At 56.6% G+C, this 11,988-nt stretch carries 13 protein-coding genes; 5 read left to right on the top strand and 8 right to left on the bottom strand.

All coding sequences use genetic code 11. The features are described from left to right. Window positions 1-78 precede the first annotated feature (78 nt). The 3 genes from bioD to SOM48_RS13825 all read right to left on the bottom strand — a co-directional run bounded on the left by bioD (window position 79) and on the right by SOM48_RS13825 (window position 3,145). Window positions 79-774, bottom strand: coding sequence for a dethiobiotin synthase (bioD, locus tag SOM48_RS13815; RefSeq protein WP_139567860.1), 696 nt, complete (start codon window positions 772-774; stop codon window positions 79-81). Between the two features lie 125 nt (window positions 775-899). Continuing rightward, entirely contained in the window at window positions 900-2,120 is a 1,221-nt protein-coding gene (mlc, locus tag SOM48_RS13820; RefSeq protein WP_054803880.1) for a sugar metabolism global transcriptional regulator Mlc, read from the bottom strand. 128 nt (window positions 2,121-2,248) lie between these two features. Then, window positions 2,249-3,145, bottom strand: a complete 897-nt coding sequence (locus SOM48_RS13825; RefSeq protein WP_128483032.1) for a LysR family transcriptional regulator — start codon at window positions 3,143-3,145, stop codon at window positions 2,249-2,251. A 122-nt stretch (window positions 3,146-3,267) separates the two neighbouring features. Here SOM48_RS13825 and SOM48_RS13830 point away from each other — a divergent pair, with 122 nt between their 5' ends. Then, window positions 3,268-4,518 carry an MFS transporter gene (locus SOM48_RS13830; protein ID WP_242389800.1) on the top strand — a complete coding sequence of 417 codons (1,251 nt, stop codon included), beginning with the start codon at window positions 3,268-3,270 and terminating at the stop codon, window positions 4,516-4,518. 42 nt (window positions 4,519-4,560) lie between these two features. Here the strand turns inward: SOM48_RS13830 and SOM48_RS13835 are convergent, their stop codons facing one another. Together SOM48_RS13835 and SOM48_RS22690 are read right to left on the bottom strand one after the other, a co-directional pair. Next, entirely contained in the window at window positions 4,561-5,202 is a 642-nt protein-coding gene (locus SOM48_RS13835) for a hypothetical protein (protein WP_263752326.1), read from the bottom strand. A gap of 194 nt (window positions 5,203-5,396) precedes the next feature. Beyond that, window positions 5,397-5,489, bottom strand: coding sequence for a KPN_01571 family protein (locus SOM48_RS22690; protein WP_208864599.1), 93 nt, complete (start codon window positions 5,487-5,489; stop codon window positions 5,397-5,399). Window positions 5,490-5,622: 133 nt separating this feature from the next. Here SOM48_RS22690 and SOM48_RS13840 point away from each other — a divergent pair, with 133 nt between their 5' ends. The 4 genes from SOM48_RS13840 (at window position 5,623) to SOM48_RS13850 (ending at window position 8,777) form a co-directional block, all read left to right on the top strand. Next, a complete protein-coding gene (locus SOM48_RS13840; protein WP_076769791.1) occupies window positions 5,623-7,107 on the top strand; it encodes a carboxypeptidase M32 in 1,485 nt (494 codons plus the stop codon). A gap of 162 nt (window positions 7,108-7,269) precedes the next feature. Next, complete coding sequence (gene asr / locus SOM48_RS13845; RefSeq protein ID WP_034814024.1) at window positions 7,270-7,665, top strand: acid resistance repetitive basic protein Asr; 396 nt, start codon at window positions 7,270-7,272, stop codon at window positions 7,663-7,665. Between the two features lie 97 nt (window positions 7,666-7,762). Further along, window positions 7,763-7,846 (top strand): small membrane protein YdgU, encoded by an 84-nt coding sequence (gene ydgU / locus SOM48_RS22790; RefSeq protein ID WP_094193176.1) that lies wholly within the window; start codon window positions 7,763-7,765, stop codon window positions 7,844-7,846. A gap of 100 nt (window positions 7,847-7,946) precedes the next feature. After that, complete coding sequence (locus tag SOM48_RS13850) at window positions 7,947-8,777, top strand: trypsin-like serine peptidase (protein ID WP_076769790.1); 831 nt, start codon at window positions 7,947-7,949, stop codon at window positions 8,775-8,777. 1 nt (window position 8,778) lies between these two features. On the opposite strand, the gene SOM48_RS13855 is transcribed toward SOM48_RS13850, so the two are convergent. From SOM48_RS13855 to mdtJ, 3 genes are all read right to left on the bottom strand, one after another. Continuing rightward, window positions 8,779-10,941 carry a putative bifunctional diguanylate cyclase/phosphodiesterase gene (locus tag SOM48_RS13855; RefSeq protein ID WP_076769789.1) on the bottom strand — a complete coding sequence of 721 codons (2,163 nt, stop codon included), beginning with the start codon at window positions 10,939-10,941 and terminating at the stop codon, window positions 8,779-8,781. Between the two features lie 97 nt (window positions 10,942-11,038). After that, window positions 11,039-11,368, bottom strand: coding sequence for a multidrug/spermidine efflux SMR transporter subunit MdtI (mdtI, locus tag SOM48_RS13860; protein ID WP_054803877.1), 330 nt, complete (start codon window positions 11,366-11,368; stop codon window positions 11,039-11,041). Further along, the gene (gene mdtJ / locus SOM48_RS13865) at window positions 11,355-11,711 is read right to left on the bottom strand and encodes a multidrug/spermidine efflux SMR transporter subunit MdtJ (protein WP_054803876.1); all 357 of its coding nucleotides are present in this window, start codon (window positions 11,709-11,711) and stop codon (window positions 11,355-11,357) included. The genes mdtI and mdtJ overlap by 14 nt, the downstream gene beginning before the upstream one ends. Window positions 11,712-11,988: the final 277 nt, after the last annotated feature.

An 11,988-nucleotide genomic window follows, 5' to 3' on the forward strand; every position in this document is an offset into this window, starting at 1 on the left:
GCTTTCAGAAGTTTCATGGGGAAATGAGCACAGGCCGGACAGCCATTAGCCCTGTCCGGCGAACGTTCAAAAATAGGCTCAGGCCAGCACGCGATCGGCGACCAGCATGCCGGTGGCCATTTGCAGATTGATATAGTGGGCGAGATCGCGCTGTTCAGGCCGCGGCAGGTAAGGCAGCTCGCCCACCAGCGGCGCGGGCAGTTTTTTGCTCAGCACATTAATGATCTCTGCATAGTGTGCAAGGCCCGGGTTGATGCGGTTTGCCACCCAGCCGATCAGCGGCAGGCCATCGCTGGCGATCGCCTGCGCGGTGAGCAACGCATGGTTGAGGCACCCTTCCTGAATCCCCACCACCATCACCACCGCCATCTGCTCCTGCACCACCCACTCGGAAAGCGGACGCAGATCGTTCATCAGGCTGCGCCAGCCGCCGGTGCCTTCGACAACGACGTGATCGACCTGCTTACACAAATCGGCCAGCCCGTTCGACAGCAAGGTGTAGTTGATGGGACAGCTATGCGCCACGCTGCTCTCCTCTTCACTCAGCGCAATCGGGTTGACGGCGCTGTAAGGCAGTTCGAGGGAGGAGACACTTTGCAGCACCAGCGCGTCTTTATTACGCAGCCCTTCCGGCGTTGCCTGACTTCCTTTTGCAACAGGCTTATAACCTGCCACCGTTTTGCCGCTGGCAGCCAGCGCCTGGAGCAGCGCGCGGGACGCCACTGTCTTCCCGACAGAAGTGTCTGTACCCGTTACAAAGAAACGCTTAAGCATAAGTAACCCCACCGTTAAGCAACGAAAATATAAACCGGAAATATAATTCAGAGCAGAAAGTCTACGGGAAGTGGTGGAGGCTCAATTTGAGATAGCGCAATTTTTATCGCGACTGGGTAAAAATGTTACCCCTGTAACAAACGAATCAGCAGCGATCCGTTATACATCGCATCTTTTACCAGCGCGGCGCCCGCCATGGTGCCCTGGTTAGTGAACTGCGTACTCTCAACGGAGATATGTTGGCTGTACGCGGGTAGCGCCTGCTGGCGAATGCAGTCGGCGATGGTAGGAAACAGCACATCTGCCGCCAGGCTTAGCGGCGAGCCAATCAATATTTTTTGCGGATTGAACAAATTGACCATGATGGCCAGGATGCGCCCGACATTCGCCCCGACGCCGCTGATGATATCTTTTGCCAGCAGATCGCCCTGCTGCGCCGCCTGGCAGAGCCACTCTACCGTCAGCGGCTGCTGGTGCAGCATCGAACTCATCGACTGGCTCATGCGCAGCTGCGCCAGCTCCAGCACGCTCTCGACGCTGGCAATTGTTTCCAGGCAGCCGTGGTTGCCGCAGTAGCAGCGCTTGCCGTAGGGATCGACTTGCGTATGTCCAATCTCCACCAGGCTGCTGCTGCCCGCATGGAGCAGGCGTCCATCGGTGATCACCCCGGCACCGACGTTATGATCGATCACCACCTGAATCACATCCCGCGCGCCGCGCGAGGCGCCAAACAGCGCTTCCGCCATCGTCCAGGCACTGATGTCATGCTGCACATAGACCGGCACGCCGGTATGGGCCTCCAGCGCTTCGCCGAGCGGCATCTCCTTCACATCCTCATAGAAAGGCATGCGGTGGATAACGCCATTTTCCGTATCAATAATGCCCGGCAGCGTGATAGCGATCGCCGTCAGCCGCTCAAGCTTGTGCTGATGGCGGATAAAAAATTGATCGATTTGGGTAATGATGCGGCTGAGCAAGGGTTCGGCAGCAGTTAAGGGAAGATCGAGACGATCCTCGACCACCAGCTTGCTGCTTAAATCGCGCAGGGAGAGAAAAATTTCGCCGCGGCTGATGCGTAATGAGAGGTAGTGCCATGCTTCGGTTTCGACCACCAGCCCGACCGCCGGACGCCCGCGGCTGCCCGGCTCCTGGATCTCCGTCTCCTGCACCAGGTGGGCTTCGAGCATTTCGCGCACGATTTTGGTGATGCTAGCGGGAGCCAGCTGCGCTAACCGGGAGAGGTCGATACGCGAGACCGGGCCAAGCTGGTCGATGAGGCGATAGACTGCGCCCGCATTGGTCTGCTTTATTTGATCAATATGCCCCGGCTGGCTATCAGCGACCACCTCATACTCCCTTATTTTCGCGCTTCGAAATAAACATTCGGCTATGGTGAAACACTTAACGGCTGTCGTCAAATATTTACCCATGCTTGTGATTTAACGCACATTTTGCCTGCCATTATGGGCGAAATTCAGCCGTTTGCCGCGTCAAGGAGCTGCTGTTTGAAACGCGCCGCGGCCGCCCCCTGCTCCTGGTGTTTTGACCACACCAGCCACATCTCCGAGACGGCATCCTCTTCAACAATCGGTATCCAGCGCATCTCACTGAGCTGAACGCGGTGAAACGAGGCGGGCAAAATCGACACGCCAAGCCCTGCGGCCACCAGGCCAATAATGGTCATCGCCTCGCCCACCTCCTGCGCGATGCGCGGCGTCAACTGGTAGCGTCGCATCAGGCTGAGGATATCGTCATACAGGCCGGTGCCGACATGGGGATCGAAAAAGACAAACGGCTCCTGCGCCAGCTCATGCAGCGAGACGGCCGTGCGTGTTGCCAGTGGGTGGTTACGCGGAACCATCGCCAGCAGCGGCTCGCGCAGGATCACCTCCCACGCCAGCGTCTCCGGCAACGGGGTGTTGCGCATTAAACCGAGATCCAGCGTTCCCTCATTAAGTGGAGCTATCTGTTCGCGGGTGTTGATCTCTCGCGTCTGGATATGCACATCCGGGTAGCGCTGGCGAAAGGAAGAGAGGGTATCTGAGACCGCTTTAATAAAGGGCGCGGAGGAGGTAAAGCCAATGCGTAACTCGCCTGTTTCGCCCTGGTGCAAACGCAGCGCACGGGCGGCGGCTTCATCCACCTGGTTTAAGATCTGCCGGCTGTCGGCCAGAAACTGGCGTCCGGCCGGGGTCAATGAGACGCTACGATTTGTGCGGGCCAGCAACCGCGCGCCGACCTGCTGTTCGAGGATCTGAATTTGCTGGCTCAGGGGCGGCTGCGAGATGTTCAGCCGTGCGGCGGCATGACCAAAATGGAGCTCTTCCGCAACGGCGATAAAGTAGCGCAGATGGCGCAGTTCGATATTCATTGATATGTATAACGACTTATTTGAGATAATTAATATATTAGACAGAATATTGCCACTTTCATACCCTTACGCCGTGGTAAGCCCGTCCCCGTAATGACGGGCCAAAAAGGTAAGGATCTCAAGTGAGTCGTACAACAACGGTTGATAGCGAACCGACACACATCGTTAACGAAAAACCCGCCGCCCTGCCGGGGCAGTTTATTAAACGTGGCACTCCCCAATTTATGCGCGTCACGCTGGCGCTCTTTTCCGCCGGGCTGGCGACCTTCGCCCTGCTCTACTGCGTTCAGCCCATCTTGCCGGTGCTCTCCCATGAGTTCGGTGTTTCGCCCGCCAGCAGCAGTATCTCCCTCTCTATTTCTACCGCCATGCTGGCGATTGGCCTGCTGTTTACCGGGCCGTTATCGGATGCGATTGGGCGCAAAAATGTGATGGTTACCGCGCTGCTTCTGGCGTCGTGCTGTACGCTGCTCTCAACGATGATGACCAGCTGGCACGGCATTCTGGTGATGCGCGCGCTGGTGGGGCTATCCCTAAGCGGCGTGGCGGCAGTCGGCATGACCTACCTGAGTGAAGAGATCCACCCCAGTTTTGTCGCCTTCTCGATGGGGCTTTATATCAGCGGTAATTCCATCGGCGGCATGAGCGGCCGCTTGCTGAGCGGTGTTTTTACCGACTTCTTTAACTGGCGGGTAGCGGTGGCGGTGATTGGCTGCTTTGCGCTGGCCTCGGCGCTGATGTTCTGGAAGATTTTGCCCCCCTCGCGCCACTTTCGCCCCTCCTCTCTGCGGCCAAAAACGCTGCTGATTAACTTCCGTCTGCACTGGCGCGATCGCGGCCTGCCGCTGCTCTTTCTCGAAGGCTTTTTGCTGATGGGGTCGTTTGTCACGCTGTTTAACTATATTGGCTATCGCCTGATGCAATCCCCATGGATGCTGAGCCAGGCGGTGGTTGGCCTGCTGTCGGTGGCCTATCTGACCGGCACCTGGAGTTCGCCAAAAGCGGGCGCGATGACCAGCAAATATGGCCGCGGCCCGGTGATGATTGCCTTTACCTCAATCATGCTGCTCGGTTTACTGCTGACGCTCTTCTCGTCGCTGTGGGCGATCTTTATCGGCATGCTGCTCTTTACCAGCGGTTTTTTTGCCGCACACTCCGTTGCCAGCAGCTGGATTGGCCCCCGCGCTAAGCGCGCCAGAGGCCAGGCCTCGTCGCTCTATCTCTTCAGCTACTATCTTGGCTCCAGCGTGGCAGGAACCTTAGGCGGCGTCTTCTGGCACAGCTATGGCTGGAACGGTGTCGGCGGGTTTATCGCGGCGATGCTGGTGCTGGCCCTGCTGGTCGGCATAAGGCTGCACGCGCGTCTGCGCTAGCGCTTATAAGGAAGGCAGGCCCTGCGCAAGCGGGGCTTTTTATTAGCGAGCGTCTAAACCGGAATTGAGGATGGCGCCGGGGTTATCTTCAATAATATCGGCAATCTGCGGTTTAAATTTCACCGGCATATTCTCGATTAATTTTTTCCTCCCCCCCTCAACACGCCAGCTCACGCCTTTATGCATATAGTTGCCTTCACCGGTAAATCTTTTTGCCTGTGCTTCAGTGAATTGATCGTAGTCATCAATCCACGCGCGAAGCATGGAGTTTCGGACATTGCCCCATGCCGAGCCGGTGTAGCCTTTGGTAGGAAGGTTGAACTCATTGGCAACCTGCTGTGCCAAAGGTGCGCCACTATCAGCCGAGCGGCAACAGATGAGACGCACTTTCTTGAAGCGTCTGATATCAACCCCTGAAGTGATAAGTAACCGCTTCAGCGCTTTTCCATCATAAAAATTGCCTTTGGCATCGGCTATATAGCCTTTATTTTTTATGATGCCGCCGTGCCCCTGGATGGACAGCCTGCGGCCCTCCTTGGTGATATCTTCAAAAGTAAAAATGCCATACACCAGTTCTCTGGCACTTCTCACCGCTTTATTCGCCTGCACTTCCTCTTCAGGCTGTTCACTCTCTGAATAGAGATTGGTAAAGGTGTTGAGTGCCTTATGCAGAATTTTGTACATATGCAGCTCCTCTACAACACGCAGGTGATTTCATGGATAGATGAATAGCCCGAAGTAAAATGAAGCCTTCTTAAAAGGTAGTGGCTATTTTTTATACAGGCAAGATGCTGCACGCACCTCTGCGCGAGTAGGTATAAGGAAGGCAGGCCCTGCGCAAGCGGGGCTTTTTTATTGCGATGTAGTGCGGAAAAGGGCTAGAAAAGCGCGAAGACAGAGCTTGCGCCCATCAACTCCCGCACAGCGTCAAGCGCCATTAAACTGCAGATCACCCAAATGAAAGGATTCATGGTTTTTTGCTGTGTTATGCGTTTATTGGTTAAATGAATGAGTTCTCTATTATGGTACAGATTTTAACATTAGCCGCAGAACTACTATTTTTGGGCGTTCGGGTTAATAAAATGCAAAAAAATCAGAGGCATTATGGATAAGCAGAACTATCAACAACTCACCCGTACCTTCCTTCGCCTGTCACGTTTCTCACATCTTGCCGCTGTCGCCGGCTGGGATATGTTCGCCATGATGCCGCCGGGCGGCAGCGCCGCGCGCGGTGAAGCGCTGGCCGAGCTGAGCGTGCTGCGCCACCAGATTTTAACCAATCCGCAGGTCGGCCAGTGGCTCTCCAGCGCCGGTCAGGAAGATCTCAACGACGTTGAACAGGCTAACCTGCGTGAAATGCAGCGCCACTACGATGAAGCAGCTCTGCTGCCGGAAGCGCTAGTGGAAGCCCTGTCGCTGGCGGGCAGTAAATGTGAACACGCCTGGCGTACCCAGCGCCCGGCCAATGACTGGGCGGGCTTCTCCGCCAATCTGAAAGAGGTGGTGAAACTCACCCGCGAAGAGGCGAAGCTGCGCGCGGCGGCAAAAGGCTGCTCGCCCTATGATGCCCTGCTGGATAAGTTCGAGCCGGATATGACCAGCGCCCGCCTTGATGAGCTGTTTGGCGAGGTCAAAAGCTGGCTGCCGGATCTGCTGAAACAGGCGGTAGAGAAACAGGCGCAGCAGACGCTTATCGCCCCGCAAGGGCCGTTCCCGATTGCCGATCAGCGTGAGCTGGGTTTGCAGGCGATGAAGACGCTCGGTTTCGACTTTAACGGCGGACGCCTTGATGTCAGCGCCCACCCCTTCTGCGGCGGCGTGCCGGAAGATGTGCGCATCACCACCCGTTACGATGAAAATGAGTTGCTGAGTGCTCTGTTCGGCGTGGTGCATGAAACCGGTCATGCCCGCTATGAGCAGAACCTGCCGCGCAGCTGGCCGGGTCAGCCGATTGCGCTGGCACGCTCCACGGCGATCCATGAATCACAGAGCCTCTTCTTTGAGATGCAGCTCGGGCGCAGCGAAGCTTTCCTGCGTCGCCTGCAGCCCGCGATTATTGAGCGGTTCGGTATGCAGCCAGCCTTTGAAGAGCACAACTTTATCGCCTGGAACCAGCGCGTGAAGCCGGGCTATATTCGCGTTGACGCCGATGAGGTGAGTTATCCGGCACACGTTATTCTGCGCTATGAGATCGAGCGGGCGTTGATCGACGGTGAGATCGAGGTCGACGATATTCCAGCCCTATGGAATGAGAAGATGCACTCCTGGCTTGGGCTATCGACCGAAGGCAACTACCGCAACGGCTGTATGCAGGATATCCACTGGACCGACGGTGGCTTTGGTTACTTCCCCTCGTACACGCTGGGCGCAATGTACGCCGCACAGCTGTTCCACGCCGCGCGTCGCGCGCTGCCGGGCCTTGAAGAAGCCATCGCCGCCGGTGATTTCAGCGCGCTGTTTGAGTGGCTGCGCCAGAACATCTGGCAGCATGGCAGCCGCTTTAGCACTGCCCAGCTGATTGCCAACGCCACCGGCGAGCCGCTGAATGCGGATTATTTCCGCCAGCACCTTACCCGCCGTTACCTCTAATCCTCCCGCGCCGGAGCCGCTTTCCGGCGCGTTTTCCCCCGCTGTACATTCCGTTACACGCCGATACCAATCACTCACGGAAACGCTTCGATAACAGGGATATAGTTCTTTCAACGGCCCCGCAGTGGGGTTGAATGAAGAAACCAATTCGAGGATATCAAAATGAAAAAAGTATTAGCTCTGGTTGTTGCCGCTGCAATGGGTCTGTCTTCTGCTGCTTTCGCTGCTGACACCGCTGCCACCTCTCAGGCTCCGGCTGCTGCGCCGACCACCACTACCGCTGCTCCGGCTGCTGCTGACACCAAAGCAGCTCCGGCGAAGAAAGTTCACCACAAGAAACACAAAAAAGCCGCTGAGCAGAAAGCTCAGGCTGCTAAAAAACAGCACAAGAAAGCCGCCGCTAAACCGGCTGCTGAGCAGAAAGCCCAGGCTGCTAAAAAGCACCACAAAAAAGCCGCTGCTAAACCGGCTGTAGAGCAGAAAGCCCAGGCTGCTAAAAAACACCACAAACACGTAAAACACACTGCTGCTAAACCGGCTGCACAGCCGGCTGCATAAGCCACGTGTCTGTAACCGGCGCTCCCCGCGAGCGCCGTGCTAAAACGCGGCGCTGAGCCCTTCGGGTGAAGCGCCGTTTTTCTCTGGAGGCCTGAGCATGCTGCGACGTTATCGTTTTGAAGTTATCCTGATGATGTTAATTCTCTGCGCGCTTATCGCCCTCCGTTTCTATCTTTATTGATGTAGCACGCTGATTTTACTCCCGCTTTCTATGCGTCCCGTCTATATTTATTACTCATGGCTCGACCTTAATAATCATAATTTCCCCACCTGAGAGTACTATGCGAAGAACCGTTGTGCTGTTGCTGGGACCGCTGCTTTTGTTTTCCGCTGTTGGACATGCTGATGATGGCGATGAGGACGCGGTTAGCGCCAGGGATATAAAAACCCTTTTTTTTGGGCATGACGATCGTGTCCGCGTCGCGTCACCGACCACCGCACCGTGGGATGCGATAGGTCAGCTCGAGACCGCCAGCGGCAATCTCTGCACCGCCACGCTTATCTCCCCGCATCTCGCCTTAACCGCCGGGCACTGTCTGCTGACGCCGCCGCGCGGCAAAATTGATAAAGCGATAGCGCTGCGCTTTGTGTCGCAAAAAGGGGTCTGGCGCTATGAGATCCACGGTATTGAAGGGCGCGTTGATGCCTCGTTAGGTCGACGCCTGAAGGCCGACGGCGAAGGGTGGATTGTCCCCTCCTCGGCCGCCTCATGGGATTTTGGGCTGATCGTTTTGCGCTATCCGCCCTCCGGCATTACGCCGCTACCGCTGTTTAGCGGCGATAAAGATGCGCTTACTGCCGCGCTGAAAGCCGCCAACCGCAAAGTGACGCAGGCAGGTTATCCGCAAGATCATCTGGATAATCTCTTCAGCCACCAGGATTGTATTGTGACGGGCTGGGCGCAGAGCAGCGTGCTGTCGCATCAGTGCGATACGCTACCGGGCGATAGCGGTTCACCGCTGATGTTAAAAACCGATGAGGGCTGGCAGCTGATCGCCGTGCAAAGCTCAGCCCCGGCGGCAAAAGATCGCTGGCGCGCCGATAACCGGGCGATTGCGGTGACCGGTTTTCGTGACAAGCTGGACGCGCTGGCCAGCGATACGGTGCAGTAACTCACTCCTGCCGCTGGAGATGGTGTTGTAACAGCCTCTCCAGCGGCATCGGCGCGCTAAAGTAGAAGCCCTGCAACTGATCGCAGCCCGCATCACGCAGCAGCGCCATTTGCGTTTCGTTTTCCACCCCTTCCGCTACGACCTGCATCCCCAGTGCGCTGGCAATGCGGATTGTGCCGCTTACTAATGCTGAGGCCTGCTCATCGTTATCCACTAATCCGGCGAGGGATTTATCAATTTTGATGGTGTCGAAATTAAAGCGCCGCAGGTAGCCGATGCTGGAGTAACCGGTGCCGAAATCATCGAGTGCGACCGCCGTGCCCAGCGCTTTTAAGTTGGCAATCGCCGCCTGCGCGCGCTCCGGGTTCTCCAGCACGTACGTTTCCGTCACCTCCAGTTGCAGGCGCTGCGCCGGAAAGCGACAGGTCTCCAGCACCTGAGCGACTTTGTCTTCAAACTCCGGGTCGCGAAACTGCGCGGGAGAGATATTGACCGACAGTTTGAGCCCGGTGTGCGGGTAGAGATCGCGGCAGGCACGACGCAGGACAAACTGCCCCAGCGCGTAAATCAGGCCGCTGGTTTCAGCAATCGGGATAAACTCGTCCGGTTTCAGCTCGCCATCCGGGCGACGCGGCCAGCGCGCCAGCGCTTCAACGCCGCTCATCTTGCCGCTGCGGGCATCGATAATCGGCTGATACCAGACGTCAAACTCTTCGCGCTCCAGCCCGTCACGAATATCGTTTTCAATCATCAGCTGGCGCTCGCGGGCGCTGTTTAGTGCGGCGTCATAGTGCGTCATCCGCGCTTTGCCGCACATTTTCGAATGGTACATGGCGATATCAGCCCGGCGGAACAGCTCGGAGCTTGAGCACTCCACCAGCGTTCCGCTGGCGATGCCGATGCTGGCGCTGATATGCAGTGAACGTTTGCCAATGCGCACCGGCGCGCAGAAGTAGTCGAGCACCATTTGCGCAAAGTCGGCGGCTTTTTCAACCGACCACGGCCCGCTCAGGGTCATGGCAAACTCATCCCCACCCATGCGCGCCAGCATGCCGTCAGTTGGCACTTTTTCCTGCAATGTCTGCGCAATGGTGACGATCAGCCGGTCACCCACGTCATGACCATAGATATCGTTCACATCTTTAAAGCCATCAAGATCGATAAACACCACGCTTATCAGATCGCTGTTGCCCCACTCGCTCCACTGATCTAACTGCTCAATCAGCGCGCGTCGGTTGGGCAGACGGCTGAGCCAGTCGGTTAACGCAATGCTGCGCGCCAGCTTCTCCCCTTTTGCCAGCTTATAAAGCCCGGCGCTGCTGAGCACGATAAACAGCAGGATAAGACCCGAGGCGAGCATCGCGATCTGGCGGATATCGTCTGCCGCCGCGTCTGCCGCTTCCGCGCCCGGAAAGTGCGGCTCCCAGCTCATATAACCGAGGAATTCGTCGGCGGAGCCGTGCAACGGCATGCTGCTTGCCGGCGCGTTTTGCGATGTCAGGCGCAGGTTCTGGATCTGAAAGGTGCTGCCCAGTTCGCTGAGCAGCTCATCATCAAGATGACGGGTCATCACTAAGTAACGCCGCGCGCTGCCCTGCTTATCAAGCCGGCCCGACACCGGGCGGATCAGGCCAATGCTGACAAACGCTACCCCCCGACGCGTGCGGGTGATGCCGGCAAAAATATCTTTGCCCTGCTGCAGCGCCGCGGCATGGTTGCGGATGAGCGCCGCCAGCCCGTCACCAAAAAAGGCGAGATTGCGCTCATTAAAAGGCAAGCTGCGAAACGCCCCCCACACCACCGCAAAGTGCTCATCCAGCACAAAAGTGCCGTCATAGAGATTATCGACTTTAAAGCCCGCGCCCCAGGTGTTGTAGAGCCAGCCGGTATCCATCGGCGTGCGGTAGACGACGCGCACCGCTTCATCCCACACCGCGTTATCGAGGCCGAGAGATCGCATCCTGTTGACCGAAGTCTGAATCGCCCCCTGCACGGCGAGCGCCGCGCGGTGCTCATCGATTTCATTCGCTTTACTGCTAATCAGGTGCAGTGAGAGATAGAGGAGCGCAACGACGGAGATGATGAGCCCAGCTCCCGCCAGAAAAATCATCACAAAAAGCGTTCTTGCTGTGGGGATATTGCGCCAGCTTAGCGGATTGAGCATCGACGACCCTTACTGGTGTCCCGTAACGTTTGTTATTGTCCTCTAAGCGTAATACAGCCCACAAATTTCGTTGCCCGCAAACGCGGGCAATATCACATCAGGCAAGTTTTATCAGCATCATCCCAATAAGCAGCAGCGCCAGGCCGATCCAGCCTTTGCCATTGAGGCGCTGGCCGAAGAGGATCCAGCCGGCGGCGAGCGTCGCCACGATACCAAACCCGCCCCACAGGGCGTAGGCGACAGAGAGATCGATCCCCTTTACCGCCTGCGACAGCGCACTGAACGCCGCCAGCACTGCCACTAACGATCCGCAACCATAGAGTTTGCGACGAAAGCCGTCAGAAAGTTTTAAAAAGATGTTGGCAACAATTTCCAGAATGATGGCCATCGCCAGCCATAACGCGTGTACCCACTCAAGCAGTAACATGACCCTGCTCCTGACGTGGGGCCTTACGCGTGCCGGACTTGATCAGCACAATACCGAGCGCCAGCGCCACCAGACCCGCCGCTTTCAACGGTGAGAGGGGTTCATCAAACAGCAGCACGCTAAACAGCGTAATAATGGCAATACCGACACCTTCCCATAAGGCGTAGGCCACGCCGAGGGCGATTTTTTTCACCGCAAACGCCAGGAAAATATAGGAACAGGCGATCATCACCAGCATTAAAATAAAACCGCTGTGGCTGTCGTTAATACTTGCCCATTTCATAGATAGCGTGCCGGTTATTTCCGAGACAATCGCCAACGCTAATAAAATCCAGTAAATCATATTTTTTCTCCTGCTTGAGAATAGAGATCCTTGCGATTTACCGCATAGCGGAAAACCGTAAAAAAATAAACAGTTGCGCACAGGGCGCCGGATCGGGCAGGAGAGGACTACAGCGCAGTGCGCCAGTATTGTTCGCCCGCAGGCGGGCAGCAGAAGGAGACGGGAAGTGAAAAACAGGGGGTAAGACTACTGAACCGAATGTCCATATTTTTACAATTTACCGCGCGTTGCTTCTCTTCGTGGCGGTTAAAAATTGTCCTCAGTTGTTGTACATGCC

It is taken from the genome of Kosakonia sp. CFBP8986 (genome assembly GCF_034044935.1).
In the GTDB taxonomy this organism is placed as follows: domain Bacteria; phylum Pseudomonadota; class Gammaproteobacteria; order Enterobacterales; family Enterobacteriaceae; genus Kosakonia; species Kosakonia cowanii.

Excerpts from the sequence above, each read along its gene's own strand:
- bioD (WP_139567860.1), bottom strand. The coding sequence starts at position 774 with ATGCTTAAGCGTTTCTTTGTAACGGGTACAGACACTTCTGTCGGGAAG.
- SOM48_RS13825 (WP_128483032.1), bottom strand. The coding sequence starts at position 3,145 with ATGAATATCGAACTGCGCCATCTGCGCTACTTTATCGCCGTTGCGGAA.
- SOM48_RS13835 (WP_263752326.1), bottom strand. The coding sequence starts at position 5,202 with ATGTACAAAATTCTGCATAAGGCACTCAACACCTTTACCAATCTCTAT.
- SOM48_RS22690 (WP_208864599.1), bottom strand. The coding sequence starts at position 5,489 with ATGAATCCTTTCATTTGGGTGATCTGCAGTTTAATGGCGCTTGACGCT.
- SOM48_RS13840 (WP_076769791.1), top strand. The coding sequence starts at position 5,623 with ATGGATAAGCAGAACTATCAACAACTCACCCGTACCTTCCTTCGCCTG.
- asr (WP_034814024.1), top strand. The coding sequence starts at position 7,270 with ATGAAAAAAGTATTAGCTCTGGTTGTTGCCGCTGCAATGGGTCTGTCT.
- ydgU (WP_094193176.1), top strand. The coding sequence starts at position 7,763 with ATGCTGCGACGTTATCGTTTTGAAGTTATCCTGATGATGTTAATTCTC.
- SOM48_RS13850 (WP_076769790.1), top strand. The coding sequence starts at position 7,947 with ATGCGAAGAACCGTTGTGCTGTTGCTGGGACCGCTGCTTTTGTTTTCC.
- SOM48_RS13855 (WP_076769789.1), bottom strand. The coding sequence starts at position 10,941 with ATGCTCAATCCGCTAAGCTGGCGCAATATCCCCACAGCAAGAACGCTT.
- mdtI (WP_054803877.1), bottom strand. The coding sequence starts at position 11,368 with ATGTTACTGCTTGAGTGGGTACACGCGTTATGGCTGGCGATGGCCATC.
- mdtJ (WP_054803876.1), bottom strand. The coding sequence starts at position 11,711 with ATGATTTACTGGATTTTATTAGCGTTGGCGATTGTCTCGGAAATAACC.